Annotated in this window: 16 protein-coding genes, 1 tRNA gene and 1 riboswitch; of the genes, 12 read left to right on the forward strand and 5 right to left on the reverse strand. The window is 73.1% G+C overall.

The window, feature by feature from the left end:
• Positions 1–135 precede the first annotated feature (135 nt).
• From OG711_RS25075 to rdgB, 4 genes are all read left to right on the forward strand, one after another.
• A complete protein-coding gene (locus OG711_RS25075; protein WP_073793892.1) occupies positions 136–369 on the forward strand; it encodes a glucose PTS transporter subunit EIIB in 234 nt (77 codons plus the stop codon).
• Positions 370–556: 187 nt separating this feature from the next.
• Complete coding sequence (gene rph / locus OG711_RS25080) at positions 557–1,285, forward strand: ribonuclease PH (RefSeq protein WP_073793891.1); 729 nt, start codon at positions 557–559, stop codon at positions 1,283–1,285.
• Between the two features lie 244 nt (positions 1,286–1,529).
• Positions 1,530–1,922 (forward strand): hypothetical protein, encoded by a 393-nt coding sequence (locus tag OG711_RS25085; RefSeq protein ID WP_073793890.1) that lies wholly within the window; start codon positions 1,530–1,532, stop codon positions 1,920–1,922.
• A 148-nt stretch (positions 1,923–2,070) separates the two neighbouring features.
• On the forward strand, positions 2,071–2,673 hold the full coding sequence (rdgB, locus tag OG711_RS25090) for an RdgB/HAM1 family non-canonical purine NTP pyrophosphatase (RefSeq protein WP_073793889.1): 603 nt from the start codon (positions 2,071–2,073) through the stop codon (positions 2,671–2,673).
• Between the two features lie 133 nt (positions 2,674–2,806).
• Here rdgB and OG711_RS25095 read toward each other — a convergent pair.
• Positions 2,807–2,890, reverse strand: a tRNA-Leu gene (locus OG711_RS25095).
• Between the two features lie 55 nt (positions 2,891–2,945).
• The gene (gene bcp / locus OG711_RS25100; protein WP_073793888.1) at positions 2,946–3,413 is read right to left on the reverse strand and encodes a thioredoxin-dependent thiol peroxidase; all 468 of its coding nucleotides are present in this window, start codon (positions 3,411–3,413) and stop codon (positions 2,946–2,948) included.
• Positions 3,414–3,640: 227 nt separating this feature from the next.
• On the opposite strand from bcp, the gene OG711_RS25105 reads away from it, so the two are divergent.
• The 3 genes from OG711_RS25105 to OG711_RS25115 all read left to right on the forward strand — a co-directional run bounded on the left by OG711_RS25105 (position 3,641) and on the right by OG711_RS25115 (position 4,957).
• Positions 3,641–3,973 carry a DUF3618 domain-containing protein gene (locus OG711_RS25105; protein WP_073793887.1) on the forward strand — a complete coding sequence of 111 codons (333 nt, stop codon included), beginning with the start codon at positions 3,641–3,643 and terminating at the stop codon, positions 3,971–3,973.
• 166 nt (positions 3,974–4,139) lie between these two features.
• A complete protein-coding gene (locus tag OG711_RS25110) occupies positions 4,140–4,442 on the forward strand; it encodes a GroES family chaperonin (protein ID WP_099283395.1) in 303 nt (100 codons plus the stop codon).
• Between the two features lie 94 nt (positions 4,443–4,536).
• Positions 4,537–4,597: riboswitch (guanidine-III (ykkC-III) riboswitch) on the forward strand.
• 39 nt (positions 4,598–4,636) lie between these two features.
• Positions 4,637–4,957: a DMT family transporter gene (locus tag OG711_RS25115; RefSeq protein WP_073794441.1), complete on the forward strand. Its 321-nt coding sequence runs from the start codon at positions 4,637–4,639 to the stop codon at positions 4,955–4,957.
• Positions 4,958–5,562: 605 nt separating this feature from the next.
• Here the strand turns inward: OG711_RS25115 and OG711_RS25120 are convergent.
• A complete protein-coding gene (locus OG711_RS25120; RefSeq protein WP_073794438.1) occupies positions 5,563–7,827 on the reverse strand; it encodes a transglycosylase domain-containing protein in 2,265 nt (754 codons plus the stop codon).
• A 1,309-nt stretch (positions 7,828–9,136) separates the two neighbouring features.
• A complete protein-coding gene (locus OG711_RS25125; protein WP_329560579.1) occupies positions 9,137–9,397 on the reverse strand; it encodes a hypothetical protein in 261 nt (86 codons plus the stop codon).
• Between the two features lie 342 nt (positions 9,398–9,739).
• Here OG711_RS25125 and OG711_RS25130 point away from each other — a divergent pair, with 342 nt between their 5' ends.
• The 4 genes from OG711_RS25130 (at position 9,740) to OG711_RS25145 (ending at position 13,623) form a co-directional block, all read left to right on the forward strand.
• Positions 9,740–10,555 (forward strand): ABC transporter permease, encoded by an 816-nt coding sequence (locus OG711_RS25130; protein ID WP_329560581.1) that lies wholly within the window; start codon positions 9,740–9,742, stop codon positions 10,553–10,555.
• A gap of 139 nt (positions 10,556–10,694) precedes the next feature.
• On the forward strand, positions 10,695–11,537 hold the full coding sequence (locus tag OG711_RS25135) for an ABC transporter permease (protein ID WP_073794433.1): 843 nt from the start codon (positions 10,695–10,697) through the stop codon (positions 11,535–11,537).
• A 168-nt stretch (positions 11,538–11,705) separates the two neighbouring features.
• Positions 11,706–12,779 (forward strand): ABC transporter ATP-binding protein, encoded by a 1,074-nt coding sequence (locus tag OG711_RS25140; RefSeq protein ID WP_405674966.1) that lies wholly within the window; start codon positions 11,706–11,708, stop codon positions 12,777–12,779.
• Positions 12,780–12,849: 70 nt separating this feature from the next.
• Positions 12,850–13,623, forward strand: coding sequence for a DUF1707 SHOCT-like domain-containing protein (locus OG711_RS25145; protein ID WP_266515997.1), 774 nt, complete (start codon positions 12,850–12,852; stop codon positions 13,621–13,623).
• A gap of 197 nt (positions 13,624–13,820) precedes the next feature.
• Here OG711_RS25145 and OG711_RS25150 read toward each other — a convergent pair whose 3' ends face one another.
• On the reverse strand, positions 13,821–15,167 hold the full coding sequence (locus OG711_RS25150; protein WP_329564011.1) for a DUF445 domain-containing protein: 1,347 nt from the start codon (positions 15,165–15,167) through the stop codon (positions 13,821–13,823).
• Between the two features lie 581 nt (positions 15,168–15,748).
• On the opposite strand from OG711_RS25150, the gene OG711_RS25155 reads away from it, so the two are divergent.
• Positions 15,749–17,128 (forward strand): SGNH/GDSL hydrolase family protein, encoded by a 1,380-nt coding sequence (locus tag OG711_RS25155; RefSeq protein WP_329560585.1) that lies wholly within the window; start codon positions 15,749–15,751, stop codon positions 17,126–17,128.
• Positions 17,129–17,345: the final 217 nt, after the last annotated feature.

Consider the following 17,345-nt stretch of genomic DNA (forward strand, 5'->3'; position numbering starts at 1 on the left):
CGGCACGCTCACAGTGACCGCTCGCGAAGTTGGGCCAACAGTGGGTTACCGTGACAAAGCGGATGGCGGTGGCAGGTCGTCGTGCCCCCGCCCGCCCCGTCCGTCCCCGTTCCTCACTGACCGCAGGGAGACACCATGGCCACCAAGGCTGAGAAGATCGTCGCCGGGCTCGGCGGGATCGAGAACATCGAGGAGGTCGAGGGGTGCATCACCCGGCTGCGCACCGAGGTGATCGACCCGTCCAAGGTGGACGACGCCGCGCTCAAGGCCGCGGGCGCGCACGGGGTGGTCAAGATGGGCACCGCGATCCAGGTCGTCATCGGCACGGACGCGGACCCGATCGCCGCGGACATCGAGGACATGATGTGACCCCGCGCCCGGCGGCCCCCCGCCACGGTTGCTGACCCGGCTCCCGCCACGGTTCCTGACCCGGTTCCCGTGGTGGCTCCCCGCCCCGGCCCGCCCCCGGACCCGCCTCCCGCCCCCGGTCCCGGGCGGGGTGGTCCGTGTGGACGCGGGACCGGGGGGCCATGGGCCGGGCGATAGGGTCGGGCGCATGTCTCGTATCGACGGCCGCACCCCCGAACAGCTCCGCCCCGTCACCATCGAACGCGGATGGAGCAAGCACGCCGAGGGCTCCGTCCTCGTCTCCTTCGGCGACACCAAGGTCTTCTGCACCGCCTCCGTCACCGAGGGCGTGCCCCGCTGGCGCAAGGGCAGCGGCGAGGGCTGGGTGACCGCCGAGTACTCGATGCTCCCGCGCTCCACCAACACCCGCGGCGACCGCGAGTCCGTCCGGGGCCGGATCGGTGGCCGCACCCATGAGATCTCCCGGCTCATCGGCCGCTCCCTGCGTGCCGTCGTGGACTGCAAGGCCCTCGGCGAGAACACCATCGTGCTGGACTGCGATGTCCTCCAGGCCGACGGAGGCACCCGTACCGCCGCGATCACCGGCGCGTACGTCGCCCTCGCGGACGCGGTCACCTGGGCCAAGGGCCGCAAGCTGGTACGCGCCGGACGCCAGCCGCTGACCGGCACGGTCTCCGCCGTGTCCGTCGGTATCGTCGGCGGCGTTCCCCTCCTCGACCTCCGCTACGAGGAGGACGTCACCGCCGACACCGACATGAACGTCGTCTGCACCGGCGACGGCCGCTTCGTCGAGGTGCAGGGCACCGCCGAGGCCGAGCCCTTCGACCGCACCGAGCTGAACGGCCTCCTCGACCTGGCCGTCAGCGGCTGCGACGAGCTCGCCGCCCTCCAGCGCAAGGTCCTGGAAGAGCAGTGAGCCGGTTCCCGGCCGGGAGCCGGGAACAGCGGTGAGCCGGGGCCCCGTTCGGGGTCCCGGGGCAGCGGCGGACCCGGTCCCCGCCAAGGGCCCGGAGCGGCGATGGACCCGCCGGTCCGCCGGGCCCGTACCGCAGGTCTTGCCGTGACGGGGCAACCAACCGGCGGCCGTGCGCGTATCTAGTAGTACGGGCGGGCGGACAGCACCGCGCGCCCGTACCTGGACTCTCGGGAGGGACCTCCACATGGCCGCGCGCCGTCGCCGCACCGTCACCGCACTCGCTCTCGCCGGAGCGGCGCTGTTCGCTCCGCTCGCCGTCGGATGCAGCGCCGTGGACAAGGCCCTGGACTGCGTCCAGACCGCCGACACGATCGCCGAGAGCGTCACCGACCTCCAGCAGGCCGTCGAGAACGCCGCGAACGACCCGACGCAGGCCGCGGAGTCGCTCGACTCGATCGAGAAGAACCTCGACAAGATCGGCGACACCACCGACAACGCCGACCTCGGCAAGGCCGTCGACGACCTCACCCAGGCCGTCGACAACGTCAGCAAGGCCGTCGAGAGCGGCGACAGCACTCCCGACATCAGCCCCGTCACGGACGCCGCGGGCGAACTGACCAAGGTCTGCACCCCGTAACGACGGACGCGCCCGGGGCCGCCGGACCGGCGGCCCCCCGGCGCGGGCGGGCCATCCCCGCCCGGCGGCGGACCGTCTCGCACCCGCCCGGCGCGGACCGCTCCACCCCCGCCCGGCGGCGACCGTCCCACCAGGGATAATCCCCGGTATGACGCGCCTGATCCTCGCCACCCGCAACGCCGGCAAACTCACCGAGCTGCGGGCGATCCTCGCCGACGCAGGTCTCGGCCACGACCTCGTCGGCGCCGACGCCTACCCGGACATCCCCGACGTCAAGGAAACCGGCGTCACCTTCGCCGAGAACGCCCTGCTGAAGGCACACGCCCTGGCCCGCGCCACCGGACTGCCCGCCGTCGCCGACGACTCCGGCCTCTGTGTGGACGTACTCGGCGGCGCCCCCGGCATCTTCTCCGCCCGCTGGGCCGGACGGCACGGCGACGACCGCGCCAACCTCGATCTGCTGCTCGCCCAGCTCTCCGACATCGACGCCCCGCACCGCGCCGCCCACTTCACCTGCGCCGCGGCCCTCGCCCTGCCCGACGGCACCGAGCGCGTGGTCGAGGGACGGCTGCGGGGCACCCTGCGCCATGTCCCCGCCGGATCGGGCGGCTTCGGCTACGACCCGGTCCTCCAGCCCGACGGCGACACCCGCACCACCGCCGAGCTGAGCGCGGACGAGAAGAACGCCATCAGCCACCGCGGCAAGGCGTTCCGCGCGCTGGTCCCCGTCCTGCGCGAACTGCTGCCGTAGGGCGGGAGGCGGGAGGCGGGAGCCGCCACCGCGACGGTCCGGGCCCCGCGACACCCCCGGTCCGCGCCGGGCCCCGGCAGCCGGAAGGCCCGGCCTCCCTGGTGCTCGATCGGGAGGCCGGGCCTTCGTCCGGTGCGGCCGGAGGGACTCGAACCCTCACGGGTGTTACCCCACTGGGACCTAAACCCAGCGTGACTGCCAGTTCCACCACGGCCGCGTCCGCGCGCCCATCGTAATGGCCCCGGGCCGCGCGCCGGAGGGGACAGGGGACGTCACAGACCGAGGTCCTTGATGATTTTGGCCACGTGTCCCGTCGCCTTCACGTTGTACAGGGCCCGCTCGACCTTGCCGTCCTCGTCGACGATCACCGTGGAGCGGATGACCCCCGTCACCGTCTTGCCGTACAGCTTCTTCTCCCCGAACGCCCCGTACGCCTCCAGCACCGAACGGTCCGGGTCGGCCAGCAGGGTGACCCGCAGCTCCTCCTGGTCACGGAACTTCGCCAGCTTCTCCGGCTTGTCCGGCGAGACACCGATCACGTCGTAGCCGTGCCCGGCGAGGAAGTCGAGGTTGTCGGTGAAGTCGCACGCCTGCTTGGTGCAGCCCGGGGTGAGCGCGGCCGGGTAGAAGTACACGATGACCTTGCGGCCCTTGCGGTCGGCCAGCGAGACCTCGTTGCCATCGGCGTCGGACAGGGTGAAGGCGGGGGCGGTGTCGCCGGGCTGGAGTCGCTCACTCATCGCCGGTCTCCTCACGGGGGTGCGGGGCCGCGGGCCGGTCGCGCCCGGGGCCGATTACACAAGGGAGCGTAATGGGGGTGCCGTGGGGTAGGTCGCGCGGGAAGCTGACAGACTGTCGACCGGACGGAAACACGGAATCACGCAAGCACGGACGAGGCGCCCGGCGGGCCAGCACCGCGGCGGCACCCCGTCCGCCCCACGCCTGACACGAGCACGGAGGCAGCACGGTGCCGGAGACATCGGATACCAGGACCCCGGCGCAGATCGAGGCGGACATCGAGCGCCGCCGCCAGCGCCTCGCCGAGACGCTGGACGAGATCGGCGTACGGGTGCACCCGAAGACGATCGTCGGGGACGCCAAGGCCAAGGTCGCGGCGAGCGTCGACAACACCCTCGGACGCGTCTACGTCGGCGCCAACCGGGTGCTCTCCCGGGCCAAGGGCCAGCTGGTCTCCGACGAGGGCGCGCCCCGGCTGGAGCGCGTCGTCCCGGTGGCCCTCGTCGTCATCGGTCTCGTGGGACTGATGGCGTACAGCGGTTCGCGCCGGCGGGGCGACTGACCGCCGCGGCGGGGCGGCCCGGCGTCCGGCGTCACCCGGACGGGCGTGAGTGCCCGTACGGACGTACGGGCCACCCCACCGGCGTACCCGGGGCACGGGCAGGTAGGTTCAGGGCGTGAGCGCCAACAAGGACTTCAACACCTCGCCCGACAAGCTTCCGATCCGGATGCTGCACGACCGGGTGCTCGTACGGCAGGACACGGCCGAGGGCGAGCGGCGCTCCGGCGGGGGCATCCTGATCCCCGCGACCGCGGCCGTCGGACGGCGGCTGGCGTGGGCCGGTGTCGTCGCGGTCGGACAGAACGTCCGTTCCGTCGAGCCCGGTGACCGGGTGCTGTACGACCCGGAGGACCGCGCCGAGGTCGAGGTACGGGGTGTGGCGTACGTCCTGATGCGCGAGCGCGATCTGCACGCCGTCGCCGCCGACCGTTTCGAGGGCTCCGAGGACTCGACCGGGCTCTACCTGTAACCCGTGGCCCCTGCTGGCCGCGGTGTCCGGTGCGGAAACCTTTCGGTGGCAAAGAGGCTGGTGACCCCTGTCACCAGCCTCTTTCCCGTTCTTTGCTACGGTGGCAACCACCCCGACGAGACGCGCCGTACCGGGACACGGAAAGACGACGCACCCCCTGTTTATCCGTCATGGAAACCACGGAGGTGCCGATCATGGCCTGGATTCTGCTCATCATCGCCGGCGTGCTCGAAGTCGGCTGGGCGATCGGGATGAAGTACACCGAGGGCTTCACGAAGCTGTGGCCCAGTGTGTTCACCATCATCGGGATCGCCGCGAGCATGGTCCTGCTGGCGCAGGCGGCGAAGACCCTTCCCATCGGGACGGCCTACGGGGTGTGGGTCGGTATCGGCGCGGGTGGGGCGGCGATCCTCGGCATGCTGGTGCTGGGTGAGCCCGCGACCGCCGCGCGGATCTTCTTCATCGCGCTGTTGCTGGTCGCGGTCGTCGGTCTGAAGGCCACGTCCGGCCACTGACCGCCTTCGCTTGCGCTTTCGAGCTCCTGGGCTGGACGTTCTCCGTTCAGCACAGGGGCTCTTCGGTTTGCGGGGGGTGCCTTCGCCTGCGCCTGCGGGTTCGCTGGGCTGGGCGTGCTTGTTCCTGTGCGGTCGTTCGTGGGGTGCGCGGTTCCTCGCGCCCCTTGGGTTGCGCCTCTCGCGGTTCCTGTTCGGGTGCGGGTTGTCCTTGGTTGCTCGCGCGGTTCCTCGCGCCCCTGGGTGGTGCCCCATTACGGTTCGCTCTTCGGGTGCGGGTCGCTCTCGTTGCGCGGTTCCTCGCGCCCTTGGGTTCGCTGGGCTGGGCGTGCTTGTTCCTGTGCGGTCGCTCGTGGGGTGCGCGGTTCCTCGCGCCCCTTGGGTTGCGCCCCTTGCGGGTTCCGTTCGGGTGCGGGTGGTCCTTGGTTGCTCGCGCGGTTCCTCGCGCCCCTGGATGCTGCCCCATTACGGTTCGCTCTTCGGGCGCGGGTCGCTCTCGTTGCGCGGTTCCTTGCGCCCCTGGGTACTTGGTGCTGGGTGTGCTTGTTTCTGGGCCGGTTCCCCGCGGGCCTTTCGGGGCGCGGGGAACCGGTTTGCGTGCTGTTGGGTTACTGGGTGGTGGGGAGGCCGGGGCTGGCTCCGCCGGTGGGGGTGCCGGTGGTCTCGCCGGTGGTCTCGCCCGTGCCGCCGGTCTCCTCGCCGCCGGTCTCACCGCCCTCGCCGGGGCCGGGGCCGCCCCCGGAGGAGTCACCGCTGGTGCCCTCCGTGGCACCCGGGCCCGGGGTACCGCCGCTCTGCCCTTCGACCGTGCCTTCCGCGCCGCCCTCACCGGGGTCGGGCGACTGCCCCTGCCCCGGCGACTGGCCGCCGCCGGACGAACCGGAGCCGGTGGTCGTGCTCGGGGTGTCGGAACCGCCGGGCTGCTCCTGCTCCCCGTCGTCGCCGCTCGGGCTGCTGCTGCCCGGGTCGGGCGAACCGTCCGTGCTGTCGGGCGTACCGCTGGGCTCCGTACCGGGCAGCTCCAGCCGCCGGTCGGAACCGTCCTGCACCCGCAGCTCGAACTCCTGGGTCTCGGTGCCCGCGAGCGCGGCCTTCGTGTACTGCGCCCAGATCTCCGCCGGCGGCCCGCTGCCGCTGATCCGCGGCTCGCCGAGCGCCCCGAACAGCGGCTGCTGCTTGCCGGAGTCCGGGTCCTGCCCCATCACCGAGACCACGGTCGCCAGCTCGGGGGTGTACGCCGCGAACCAGGCCGCCTTGTCCTGCTCGGCGGTACCCGTCTTGCCCGCCGCGGGCCGCTCGGCCGCCAGGGCCGCCCGTCCCGAACCGTTCTCGACGACGTTCCGCAGCACCGACGTGGTGGTGTCGGCCGCCTCCCGGCTGATGACCTGCTTGGTCTGCCGCTTCGGCAGCGCGATCTCCTTGCCGTCCTTGGTCAGCTTCATGACCATGACGGGGTCGCCGTGCTTGCCGTGGTTGGCGAGCGTCGCATACGTCTCGGCCATGTCCAGGACGCTCGCGGTGGCGGTGCCCAGCGCGACCGACGGGGTCGGGTGCAGGTCCCTGGTGTCCTTCGGCATCCCCAGGTCGATCGCGGTCTGCTTGACCTTGTCTGAGCCCACGTCCACGGCCATCTGCACATACACCGAGTTGACGGACTTGTCGGTGGCCTCCTGGACGGTGACCGGGCCGTAGCTGACCTGGTCCTGGTTCTGCGGCGCGTACCGTCCGCCGTTCCAGCCGACGACCGGACGCTCGCTGGTGCCGTCGTACACGGTGTTCGGGGTGACCGGACGGCCGTCCTGGGTCACCGAGTCGTGCTCGGCGGCGGTGGTGAACACGAACGGCTTGAACGTCGAGCCCACCTGGTAGTCCCGGCGGGTCGCGTTGTTCACGTACTGCTTGGTGTAGTCGATACCGCCGTACATCGCGACGACGTGACCCGTCGCCGGGTCGATGGACGCCCCGCCCGCGCGGACGTTGCGGTCCACCTTGCGGGCCTCCTTGTCGACCCGGGCCATCAGCTGGTCGTCGACCGCCTTCACGAAGGCGTCCTGCTTCGGCTTCTGGAGCGTGGTGGTGATCCGGTGGCCGCCGACGTTCAGCATCTCCTCGCTGATGATGTCGTGCTCGAAGAGGTAGTCCTTGACGGCCTGCACGAGATACCCGCGCTGACCGGACATCCCGGACGGGCCCTTCGCCTCGATCGGCATCGGGAACTTCATCGCCTCGCGCTTCTCGGAGGCCAGCCAGCCCTCCTTGACCATCCCGTCGAGCACGTAGTTCCAGCGGGACACCACCTGCCCCTTGTTCTGCGGGTAGGCCACCACGTCGTACGCGCTCGGGGCGTTGAGCAGCGACGCGAGGTACGCGCCCTGCTCGATGGTCAGCTTCTCGACGTCGACGCCGTAGTACGCCTGCGCGGCGGACTGGATGCCGTAGGCGTTGCGGCCGAAGAAGCTGGTGTTGAGGTAGCCCTCAAGGATGTCCTCCTTGGTCTCCTCGCGGTCCAGCTTGATCGCGATGAAGAACTCCTTCGCCTTGCGGGAGACGGTCTGCTCCTGCGCCAGGTAGTAGTTCTTCACGTACTGCTGGGTGATCGTCGAACCCGACTGCTTGCCCTTGCCGGTGGCGGTGTTCCACCCGGCGCGGAGCATCGCCTTGGGGTCGACGGCCGACTGGGAGTGGAAGTCCCGGTCCTCGGCCGCCAGCACGGTCCGCTGGACGTCCTCGGGGATCTGCGAGAGCTGCACGTTCTCCCGGTTGACCTCGCCGTCCCGGGCGAGCTGCGAGCCGTCGGCGTAGAGGTACACATTGCTCTGCGCGGTCGCCGCGGCGTTCGCCGCCGGGATCTCCACGAGGAGGTACCCGGTCATGAACGCGCCCACGGCGAGGAGCAGCAGCGCGAGGGCCGAGCCGAGCGTGAACCGCCAGGTCGGCACGAGACGGCGCCATCCCTTGCGCTTGGGACGCTTGGCCTTCTTCCCCTTGGCGCCCTTGCCCGCCTTGCCGCCCTTCTTCCCGCCGGTGTCGCCGGGGCCTGATCCGGCGGGTCCGCCGCCGGGTCCGGTCGGTCCGCCGGGTCCGCTCGGGCCGCCACCCGACCCACCGGGGCCGCCGGGTGCGGTCGGTCCGCCGGTCGCGGCGAACGCGGAGGTCGTCCCCGCCGCGCCCGCCGCCGCGGCTTTCGGGGTGTGCTTGCGCAGCTGGGTGGTGGACTCGGCGGGCGACTCGCCCTGGGTCAGGCCCGCACGGGCGGCCCCGAGCCGGGCGGAGCGCGCGGCGGGCCCTTCGTCGGCCGCCCAGCCGGGCGTCCCGTCCTTCGGCGTACGGGGGCCGCCGGAGGCGGCCGTGGCACCGGGCTTGCCGGGCGCGCCCGTCGTGCCGGGGCGGCCGGATGCGCTGGGCGCTCCGGGGGTTCCTCCGGGTTTGCCCGGTCCGCTCGGCCGTGCCGGGGCGGCCGGGCCCGGTGGGCGCACCCGGGGTGCCGGGCTTGCCGGTTCCGGTGCCGCCCTGGGTGCCCGGCGCGCTCTTGCCGCCCGGTCCGCCGGACGTACGGGACGCGCCCGGTGCGCCCTGGGCTCCGGGGGTGCCCGGTGCGCCGGGGGTACGGGGTGTCTTGCGGGTGTCCGGGGTCCCGGGGGTGCGGTGCGCGGCGGGGGTCCCGGGCGCGCTCGTGGGGGCGTTCCCGGGGGTGCTCCCGGGGGTGCGGGGGCCGCCGGTGGTGGCCGCGCCCGCCGCCGGGCCGGAGCCACGGGGGGTGCGGGGGCCGGTGGGGGCGCCGGTGCCGCTGGTGGGGCCCGCGGGGGTGCCGGGGCGCTCGGGGGAACCGCCCTGGGGCCGGGTCCCGCCGCTGTCACGGGCGCCGCTGTCACGAGCGGCCTTGCCGGGCGCTCCGGAGGGGCTGCCGGTGGCCGCGGGGCCGGGCGAGCCGGGCTTGCCGGGATTCCCGGGGTTCCCGGGCTTGCCGGGGTTCGAGGTGCCGCCGCCGGAGGCGGTGGAGCCGGTGGGACGGGAGGCGCCGGTGGGGCGGGAGGTGCCCGGTCCGCCGGGGCCGCCCGGCCCCGAGGAGCCCGCGCCCGGCCCGCTCGGCCTCGCGGAGTCCCCACCGGAGGCGCCGGGCGCACCGGACGGGGGTGAGCCGAAGAAGCCTCCGCCGGACCGGGCCGGGCCCTTCGGGGGGTGCTAGGCGGGCGGGGCGGAACGGCCCTTGTCGTCGGCCGGGCGACCGCCCGGCGTACCGGAGGGCCGGGCGGCCGGGCCCGGGGCGTCGGACGCCCCGCCGGCGGGCCCGGTGGCCGGGCGCCGGGGCGGGCGTGCGTCAGGGTCCGCCGGACGGCCGGCGGACCGGTCGCCCTCGGCGGACGGCGGCGGTGCGGCGTCCGCGGGGCGCTCGGGCTCCCTGCCCGGCGTGCCCTCATCGTGCTGCTGCGGCTCGTCGCTCATGGTTCGCGGAACTCCCGATTCACGTTGTGCGCCGGATACATCTGATGCTGGGTCGTGCGGTACTGCTGTCGCTCCCGCGGGTACTGCCGGGCCGGTCGCACCGAACGGGTCCGACATGACGGGCTCACAGGTCCCGTACGGGCCATACAGGGGCATGCGGGGGCATACGGGATGATCCGCCCGCTAAACCTAGGCGCCCCCACCCATAACTTTCGCACCCCCGCTCGAAAGCCACGGGCGTGGCACGCGTCGGGCACGGAAATACCGTGGTACCGCACGTCCCCGGACGCTAGGGTTCGGCGCTTCGGCCCGTAACAGGAGACGACGTAAACGGGGAAGGGGTTGTACGTGCACACCGGCCGGTTGTACGCGACCGTCGCCGCCGGTGGATTCCGGCGCTACGCCACATACCGCACAGCCACCGCCGCGGGGGTGTTCACCAACACCGTCTTCGGCTTCATTCTCGCCTACACCTACATCGCCCTCTGGGACGAGCGGCCCGGTCTCGGGGGCTACGACCAGGCCGACGCCCTCACCTTCGTCTGGATCAGCCAGGGTCTGCTCGCCGTCGCCTCCGTGCTGGGCGGCGGGTTCGAGGACGAGCTGATGGACCGTATCCGCACCGGCGACATCGCCGTCGACCTGTACCGGCCCGCCGATCTGCAACTGTGGTGGCTGGCCGGGGACCTCGGCCGGGCCGCGTTCCAGCTGCTCGGCAGGGGTGTCGTCCCGATGGCGGTCGGCGCGCTCTGCTTCACGCTCACCCTGCCCGCCGACCCCTTCACCTGGCTCGCCTTCCTGCTGGCCGTCCTGCTCGGCACCGTCGTCAGCTTCGCGATCCGGTTCGTCGTCGCGCTGTCCGCGTTCTGGCTGATGGACGGCGCGGGTGTGGCGCAGATCGCATTTCTCGCGGGCGTCTTCTTCTCCGGGATGCTGCTGCCGCTCGCGGTCTTCCCCGGGACGCTCGGGGAGATCGCCCGCGCGCTGCCCTGGTCCGCGATGATCCAGGTGCCCGCCGATGTGTTCCTCGGCAAGAGCACCGGCACGGACCTGCTCGGGGCTTACGCCTTCCAGGCCGGATGGGCCCTCGCCCTGCTGCTGACCGGACGGCTGCTCCAGGGCGCGGCGACCCGCAGGGTGGTGGTCCAGGGTGGCTGACGAACTCCGCACGACGTCCGCACCCGGCTCCGTACCCGGGACCCCGTCCGCACCCGGCTCGGTACCCGGGACCGCAGCGGTACCGGGCACCTCATCCGCACCCGGTGACGGCACCGCGTCCGTACCCGGCTCCGCCGCGGTGTCCGGCTTCGGTGAGCGGGAGGGGCCCTGGACACGGCTGCGGGACGGGCTGCGCGCCTACCGGCTGATCACCGTGATGTGGATCCGTTCCACGATGACCTACCGCGCGTCGTTCGCGATGAGCCTGTTCGCCAACCTCGTCGTCACCTCGTTCGACTTCGTGGCGATCCTGCTGATGTTCTCGCAGGTCGACTCGCTCGGCGGCTACACGCTCCCCGAGATCGCGCTGCTGTACGGGGCCGCCGGTACGTCCTTCGGACTGGTCGACCTCGCGCTCGGCTCGGTGGACCGGCTGGGGCGCCGGGTCCGGGACGGCACCCTCGACACGCTGCTGGTCCGCCCGGCGCCGGTGCTCGCACAGGTCGCCGCCGACCGCTTCGCGCTGCGCAGGCTCGGCCGGATCGTCCAGGGCGCGCTGATCCTGGGGTACGCGCTCGTCACCCTCGACATCGAGTGGACCCCGCTGAAGGTCCTGATCATGCCGCTGATGGTGCTGAGCGGGGCCGGGATCTTCGCGGCGGTGTTCGTGGGGGGCGCGGCGTTCCAGTTCCTGGCGAAGGACGCCGCCGAGGTGCAGAGCGCGTTCACGTACGGCGGGGTCACGATGCTCCAGTACCCGCCGGCCGTGTTCGCCCTGGACCTGGTGCGCGGGGTGACGTTCGTCCTCCCGCTGGCCTTCGTCAACTGGCTGCCCGCGCTGTACGTCCTGGGCCGCCCGTACCCGGTGGACCTGCCGCCCTGGGTGCCGTTCACCGCCCCGCTGGTCGCGATAGCGGCCTGCGCCGCCGCCGGACTCGTCTGGCGGGCGGGACTGCGCGCCTACCGCAGCACGGGCAGCTAGCCGCACCCGTCCGGGGCCCGCCCGCCCCGGACACCCGCCGACCGGACGCGAGGAACTGGGAAGGACCGCAGAACCATGGACGAGACCGCCGAAGCCTCTGAGACCGCCGAGACCGCCGAGACCGCTGAAGCCGCCGAGGCGCGGCGAACGACGACCGCCGGGGACCGCGTGGGCGCCACCGGCACCGCCACCGGCACCGACACGGGTACGGGTACGGGTGTCGGCACAGGTACAAGCACAGGCACCGGACCCGTCACCGGACCCGGACCCGTCACCGGGGATGTGCTCATCAGCCTCGACGGGGTCGAGAAGGTCTTCGACGTCCGCCGCCGTACGGGCTTCCTGCGCCGGGAGACCCGGGAGGTCCGCGCGGTCGACTCGCTGACCTTCACCGTGCCGCGCGGCGAGATCGTCGGCTACATCGGGCCCAACGGCGCCGGGAAGTCGACCACGATCAAGATGCTGACGGGCATCCTCACCCCCAGCGCCGGCCGTATCCGCGTCGCGGGCATCGACCCGTCCGGCGAACGCACCCGGCTGGCCCGCCGGATCGGCGTCGTCTTCGGCCAGCGCACCACCCTGTGGTGGGACCTGCCGCTGATCGACTCGTACCGGCTGGCGCACCGTATGTACCGCATCCCCGACGCGCGCTACCGGGAGAACCTCGACCGCTGCGTCGAACTCCTCCAGCTCGGCGAACTCCTCGACGTACCCGTCCGTCAGCTCTCCCTCGGCCAGCGGATGCGCGGCGACATCGCGGCGGCCCTGCTGCACGACCCCGAGGTGCTCTACCTGGACGAGCCGACGATCGGTCTCGACGTGGTCTCCAAGGCCCGGGTACGGGAGTTCCTGCGGGACCTCAACGCCGAGCGGGGCACCACGGTCCTGCTCACCACCCATGACCTCACGGACATCGAGCAGTTGTGCCGCCGGGTCATGGTCATCGACCACGGACGGCTGGTCTACGACGGCCCGCTGACGGGGCTGCACGAGGTGGGCGAGAGCGAACGGACCCTGGTGGTCGACCTGGAGCGCGAACTCCCGCCGATCGACCTCGGTGACGCGGCCCGGGTCGTCAAGGTCGAAGGGCCGCGCCAGTGGCTCGCGTTCCCCGCGCGCGGCTCGGCCGCCCCGCTGGTCGCGCGGATCGCCGCGGAGTACCCGCTGGCCGACCTCTCGGTCCGCGAGCCGGACATCGAGGCGGTGATCGCGCGGATGTACGCGGGCCGGCCGGGCGTCTGAGCCCTGGTCCGCCCCTCCGTCGGCGGGGAGCCTCGTAGTGCGAACCGCACCGAACTCGTAGGCTTCTCATATGACGGACGCAGAACCTTCCCCCGCCGACCCCGAACGCCGGCCCGCGAAGCGGCCCTCGACGGACCTGACCCCGTCGGAGCTGCGCGCCGCGGACGCCGACCGCGAACGGGTCGCGGAGATCCTCCGGGACGCCGTGGCGGAGGGCCGTCTCGACATGACGGAGTTCGAGGAGCGGCTGGAGGCCACGTACGCGGCCCGTACGTACGGCGAACTGGAGCCGATCACCCAGGACCTGCCCGCCCTCGGTTCCGCGCCCGCCGCGTCCCTGGCGAAGGCGGCGCGCCCCGGTGAGGTGTCCGTCGACTGGCAGCACCGCATCGGGGGCGAGCCCACCTCGTCGCTGGGGGTGGCCGTGATGAGCGGGTTCAGCCGCCGGGGCCGGTGGACCGCGCCCCGCAGGTTCAACGCGTTCGCCCTGATGGGCGGGGGTGACATCGATCTGCGGGAGGCGAACTTCGCGGACCGCGAGATCGTGGTCAACTGCTTCGCCGTCATGGGCGGTATCGATGTGATCGTCCCGCCCGGGGTCGAGGTCGTGGTGCGCGGCATCAGCATCATGGGCGGCTTCGACCAGCCCAAGGACGACGGCGCCCTGCACGACCCGGGCGCGCCCCGGGTGATCGTCACGGGCCTGGCGTTCTGGGGCGGTGTCGATGTCCGCCGCAAGCTCACCAAGGCGGAGCGGGAGCGGGTGAAGGCGGAACGCGAACGGCTCAAGCTGGAGCGCAGGGCCGCCCGCCGCCAGCTCAAGAACCCGCCGGACTCCTCCTGACCCACCGCGGTACGGGTACGGGAACCTGTCCCGGTACGGCCGCAGGGCGGCGGGCGGGTCACGGGACGACATCTCCCATGACCCGCCCGCCGCCCTGCGACCGGCCGCCCCTCCCGAAGCGCCCCCCGCCCCCTCCGAAGCCGTGGCTCAGGCCCAGGGAAGGGCCCGGGCTCAAGCCCCCGGAAGGGTAGGGGCCGTCATGACCACACCCCGTGGGACACGGCGTAGATGAGCAGGCCCGCGAGGGAGCCGACGACCGTGCCGTTGATCCGGATGAACTGGAGGTCGCGGCCGATATGGGCCTCGATCTTCCGTGACGTGTGCTCCGCGTCCCAGCCCGCGACCGTGTCCGTGATCAGCGAGGTGATCTCGTCCCGGTAGGTGGTCACGACGTACACCGCCGCGCCCTCGACCCAGCCGTCGACCTTCGCCTGCAACCGCGCGTCCGTCGACATCCGCGCCCCCAGCGACAGCAGGGACGTGCGCACCCGCAGCCGCAGCTCGCTGCGCTCGTCCTCCGCCGCCGCGACGATCATCGCCCGTATCGAGGACCACGCCGAGGCGATGACGTCCTGCACCTCACCGCGCGCGAGCACCTCCCGCTTCAGCCGCTCGACCCGCGCACGGGTGTCCGTGTCGGACTGGAGGTCGGACGCGAAGTCCGCGAGGAAGCGGTCGACCGCCCCGCGCGCGGGGTGCTCCGGCATGTCACGCATCTCGGTGACGAAGCGGAGCAGCTCCTTGTAGACCCGCTCCCCGACCTTGCGGTCCACGAACCGGGGCGTCCAGCCGGGCGCCCCGCCCTGCACCGCGTCCATCACGGAGTCCCCGTGCTCCACGAGCCAGTCATGGGCCCGTACGCACACCAGGTCCACGATCCGGCGGTGACCGCCGTCCTCGACGACCTTCTCCAGCAGCTTGCCCATCCCGGGCGCGATCTCGTGCGCGTCGGCCCGCCGGGTGATCGCCTCCCCGACGATCGCCTGCACATCGGAGTCCCGCAGCACGGTGAGCGCCCCGCGCAGGGCCGTCGCCAGCTCGGCGGTGACCCGGTCGGCGTGGTCGGGCTCCGCGAGCCACGCGCCGAGCCGGTGCCCGATCCCGACGGACCGCAGCCGCCCGCGGACGACCTCCTGCGACAGGAAGTTCTCCCCGACGAACTCGCCGAGGGAGACCCCCAGCTGGTCCTTCTTGGTCGGGATGATCGCCGTGTGCGGGATCGGCAGCCCGAGCGGACGCCGGAACAGCGCGGTGACCGCGAACCAGTCCGCGAGCGCGCCGACCATCCCGGCCTCGGCCGCGGCGGCCACATACCCCGCCCAGGCGCCCGCGCCGGAGTTCTGCGCCCACTTGGCGAGGACGTACACGACGGCGACGAAGACGAGCAGCCCGGTCGCGAACATCTTCATCCGCCGGACCCCGCGCTGCCGCTCGGCGTCCGCCGCGCTGAACGTGAACCCCCCACGCCCGAGCGGCCCCCCGGCCCCGCCGGACCCCTTCGAGCCCCCGGAGCCGCCCGCCCGACCGGAGCCGGACCCGTTCATACCGCCGCTACCGCCGCTACCGCCGACCCCACTCGTACCGCCGACCCCACTCGTACCGTTGGCGCCACTCGTACCGCCGTCACCGTCACCGTTGCCGTTCCCGGGGCGGGTTCCGTTCCCTCCGCCGGGGGGCGGTTCGCCGTCGTCGTCCGGGGCCGTGTCCGGGCCGGTCGTGCCGGGCGCGGGCAGGGCAGCCCAGGCGGGCGTACTCTCCCGCCCGCCGGTCGAACCGGCCTGCTCCGCGCGTTCCATCCGCTCCATCCTCCGTGGTCCGTCCTGAATGCCGGTCGTGCGTGGGCGCCGGCTGGGGCGGGGGTGTCGGCCCGCTGTCCCCTCACCTTCTCAACTTCTCGGCCTTTCGACCTCTTCACCCCTGATCGTGCCGCGCCCTCTCCCTCCCCTACTCCTGGAACGGCGTACGAGTTCCCGGCGTCTTGAAGGAGGGGTGCGGCGGTGCCGGTACGGGTATCCGTGCCGGCGGAGGAACCCGCCCCCGGGACCTGTCCGTCCCGTACCGCATCATGAGGATGAGGTCATCACACCGGAGCCCCGGGCTCCCTGCCCGAGGAGCGAACGACCGCATGACCGAGCGTCACGACAGGGACCCGGGGACGCCCCGCCGAGGTGGGACCCTGCTGGCCGCCGTGCTCTCCGTGGCGGTGCTGGTCTCCGCCGGCGTCCACAGCGTTGTCCCGGGCGGGCCGGACGAGGACGGTGTCCGCGCTGTCCAGGGCGGTGCCGGGCCCGGGAAGGCCGCGGGGAACCCGGCCCGGGGGTCCGCGCGGGCGGACTCCGCGTCGGCGGGCGGCTGGGCGGCGACCTGGGCGACCGCGCCGGTGGGTGCCGAGCCGCGGACGGGGGCCGACGGGTGGGCGAACCGCTCGCTGCGCAATGTCGTGCACACCAGCGCCGGCGGCACCGGCGCCCGGGTGACCCTGTCCAATCTGTACGGGGCCGCGCCGCTGAACATCACACACGCGTCGCTCGCCGTGGCGGCGGCACCGGGTTCGGCGGCGGCGGAGCCGGGGACGCTGCGCAGGCTGCTGTTCGCGGGGCGCCCGTCCGTGGTGGTGGCGCCCGGGGCGCAGATCGTCTCGGACGCGGTGGCGCTGCGGGTGCCGGCCGACACGGACATGCTGATCAGCACGTACTCGCCGACGCCGTCGGGTCCGGTGACGTACCACCCGAGGGCGCGCCAGGTGTCGTACGTCGCGCCGGGCGACCAGGCAGGTTCGGTGGGCGGCGCCGGGTACGCGCGCGGTGCCCAGGTGTGGCGGTACGTGACGGCGCTGGACGTGCGCGGTGGCGGGGCCGAGGGCACGGTCGTGGCGTTCGGCGACTCGCTGACCGACGGGGTGACGGCCACGGTCGGGGCGGACCGCCGCTGGCCGGACGTCCTCGCGGACCGGCTCGCGCAGCGGCGGGACGGGCCCCGGTACGGGGTCGCGAACCTGGGGATCAGCGGCAACCGTCTGCTGTCGGACGGCGCGGGACGCCCGCCGGGCAACCCGAGCGGATGGTCCCGCTTCGAGCGGGACGTCCTCGACCGGACCGGCGCCCGGGTGGTGTTGGTCGCCCTGGGTATCAACGACATCCTGCGCACCCCGCACGTCACCGACCCGCGGCACATCACCGAGGGGCTGCGGGACCTGACCCGCCGGGCCCAGGCCCGCGGACTGCGGGTCGCCGGCGCCACGCTGATGCCCTTCCACGGCCACCGCGGCTACCGCCCCGCCCTCGAAGAGGTCCGCCAGGCGGTGAACGCGGAGATCCGCTCCGGCACGGTCTTCGACATGGTCGCCGACTTCGACCACGCCCTCCGCGACCCCCGCCACCCCCGAGCCCTCCACCCCCACTACGACTCGGGCGACCACCTCCACCCCAGCGACGCGGGCTACGCCCGCATGGCCGGGGCCCTGGACCTGACGGCTCTGCGGGGGGATGCTCCGGCGGAGCTGTGAGGACGCGCCGGCACGGAAAGTGACGGCGGCGCTGTCCCGCCGGGCTGCCAGCGTGCGGGGGAACCCGGTCCGCCCGGGTTTCCCATGGGGCAATATCGTCGTGGTGTTGATTGCTGTGCGATCCGCGCGCTGTGGCGGAAGCCGGTGCGCGTATGGCGCAGACTGTGGAAGGTCGCGTTGTCAGTGGGGTCTGTCACCCTCTGTGATGAGGGCGCTG

The sequence above is a fragment of the Streptomyces uncialis genome (assembly GCF_036250755.1).
GTDB classification, from domain to species: domain Bacteria; phylum Actinomycetota; class Actinomycetes; order Streptomycetales; family Streptomycetaceae; genus Streptomyces; species Streptomyces uncialis.

What these genes read in the sequence shown, in the direction of transcription:
- OG711_RS25075 (WP_073793892.1), top strand. Translation starts at nt 136, where the DNA reads ATGGCCACCAAGGCTGAGAAGATCGTCGCCGGGCTCGGCGGGATCGAG.
- rph (WP_073793891.1), top strand. Translation starts at nt 557, where the DNA reads ATGTCTCGTATCGACGGCCGCACCCCCGAACAGCTCCGCCCCGTCACC.
- OG711_RS25085 (WP_073793890.1), top strand. Translation starts at nt 1,530, where the DNA reads ATGGCCGCGCGCCGTCGCCGCACCGTCACCGCACTCGCTCTCGCCGGA.
- rdgB (WP_073793889.1), top strand. Translation starts at nt 2,071, where the DNA reads ATGACGCGCCTGATCCTCGCCACCCGCAACGCCGGCAAACTCACCGAG.
- bcp (WP_073793888.1), bottom strand. Translation starts at nt 3,413, where the DNA reads ATGAGTGAGCGACTCCAGCCCGGCGACACCGCCCCCGCCTTCACCCTG.
- OG711_RS25110 (WP_099283395.1), top strand. Translation starts at nt 4,140, where the DNA reads ATGCTGCACGACCGGGTGCTCGTACGGCAGGACACGGCCGAGGGCGAG.
- OG711_RS25115 (WP_073794441.1), top strand. Translation starts at nt 4,637, where the DNA reads ATGGCCTGGATTCTGCTCATCATCGCCGGCGTGCTCGAAGTCGGCTGG.
- OG711_RS25120 (WP_073794438.1), bottom strand. Translation starts at nt 7,827, where the DNA reads ATGACCGGGTACCTCCTCGTGGAGATCCCGGCGGCGAACGCCGCGGCG.
- OG711_RS25125 (WP_329560579.1), bottom strand. Translation starts at nt 9,397, where the DNA reads ATGAGCGACGAGCCGCAGCAGCACGATGAGGGCACGCCGGGCAGGGAG.
- OG711_RS25145 (WP_266515997.1), top strand. Translation starts at nt 12,850, where the DNA reads ATGACGGACGCAGAACCTTCCCCCGCCGACCCCGAACGCCGGCCCGCG.
- OG711_RS25150 (WP_329564011.1), bottom strand. Translation starts at nt 15,167, where the DNA reads ATGAACGGGTCCGGCTCCGGTCGGGCGGGCGGCTCCGGGGGCTCGAAG.
- OG711_RS25155 (WP_329560585.1), top strand. Translation starts at nt 15,749, where the DNA reads ATGACCGAGCGTCACGACAGGGACCCGGGGACGCCCCGCCGAGGTGGG.